General features: G+C 67.6%; 1 protein-coding gene and 1 pseudogene. Both read right to left on the reverse strand.

Going from position 1 to position 1,418, the window contains the following annotated elements; all coding sequences use genetic code 11:
• Positions 1-877, reverse strand: a pseudogene (locus ACIQV3_RS40535) (IS3 family transposase); the annotation flags it as partial.
• On the reverse strand, positions 780-1,148 hold the full coding sequence (locus ACIQV3_RS40540; protein ID WP_403722415.1) for a transposase: 369 nt from the start codon (positions 1,146-1,148) through the stop codon (positions 780-782). The pseudogene ACIQV3_RS40535 and the gene ACIQV3_RS40540, both read right to left, overlap by 98 nt.
• Positions 1,149-1,418: the final 270 nt, after the last annotated feature.

Here is a 1,418-nt window from a genome sequence, read left to right on the forward strand (position 1 = left end):
GACGTATATTGCGATCCGCGGTCCGCGTGGAAGATCACTCCGGTGACCTCACCCCCACGGGCCGCGATCGCGGCCTGGAGCGCGTCGATGACGAGTCCGGCGCGCATGTGCGGGGCCATCGAGTAGCCGAGTACCCGGCGAGAGCGGATGTCGATGACGCAGGCGAGGTAGAGCCATGTGGCTCCGACCTGCACGTATGTGATGTCGCCGCACCACTTCTCATCCAGCGTGCCAGCGGTGAAGTCCCGCTGGACCAAGTCGGGCACCGGCGGCGCGAGCCGGTCCGCAACGGTCGTGCGCTTCTTCTTGCGCAGGTGGCGGCCGACGATCTGGTGCTTTCGCATCAGCCGTGCGACCCGCTTGCGGTTCACCGTGTGACCGAAGCCGCGTAGTTCGGCATGGACGCGAAGTGCCCCGTAGTTGCCGTGGTGTTCGGCGTGGATGTCGCGGATCTCGGCGACCAGGGCGTCCTCGTCCGCCTGCCGGGCGGCCCGCACCTCGGCGCCGGCGATCCACCGGTAGTAGCCCGAACGCGAGACCTCCAGCGTGCGGCATATCCGCTTGATGCCGAAGATCCCGGCGTGGGCGGAGACAAAGTCCCAAGCGGCGGTCTTCACTTCATCTCCCGGGCGAAATAGGCGGCTGCCCGGCGCAGGATCTCCCGCTCGAGCTGCCATTCCTTCTCGGCCTTGGCCAGCCGGGTGTTCTCCGCTCTCAGCCGGGCCAGCTCGGCCTCGGTGTCCTGCGGCGCGCCGGCCGCGGCCGGACGGCCGTCTGCGTCACGCACCCAGGTCCGCAGTGTCTCGGGGTTGACGTTCAGATCGGCCGCGACGTCCCTGAACGTCCGCCGGCCGGCCGAAGCCCGCCACAACGCGATCGCGTCGGACCGGAACTCCGCACTGTACTTCGAGGGCCTTGCCACATGGTCTACACCTTCCAGGATCAACAAGATCCATTGTCAGGTGTGTCCACACCACAGGGATCACCTCAGCCGGCATGGCCCGCCATTTGGTTCCGTTGTCGACCAGGTAGTGGATCGCGTCCAACATTGCCCGGTGGCAGTACGCCTCCGGCTGCCCGCCGCGGCCCTCGAGCCAGCCCGGCACCGGCAGCAGTGGCCGGACCGCGGCCCACTGCGCGTCCGTCATGTCGGTGGGGTAGCGCCGCTGGCGCGTCCCGTTGTCAGCGGCGTTCCCGAACCGGTGCGCGAGGCAGTCACACGACGGGGTGAGTGGACTGGAGCCGGCCCGCACGAAGACGTAGAACTGCGACAACAGGGCCTCCTGGACAACTCGTTGGCGTAGACACCTACCGAGCTACCAAGAGGCCCTGTTCTCATGCCCGCAACCCACCACGATCACCCGAACGGGACCCGCGTTCGACCAACACCCCACAAGATCGGAACGACAACAGCCACT

The organism is Streptomyces sp. NPDC099050 (assembly GCF_044759865.1).
Taxonomy (GTDB): Bacteria; Actinomycetota; Actinomycetes; order Streptomycetales; family Streptomycetaceae; genus Streptomyces.

Bases quoted from the DNA above. Each gene is read 5' to 3' on its own strand.
- ACIQV3_RS40540 (WP_403722415.1), bottom strand. From the start codon at position 1,148: ATGACGGACGCGCAGTGGGCCGCGGTCCGGCCACTGCTGCCGGTGCCG.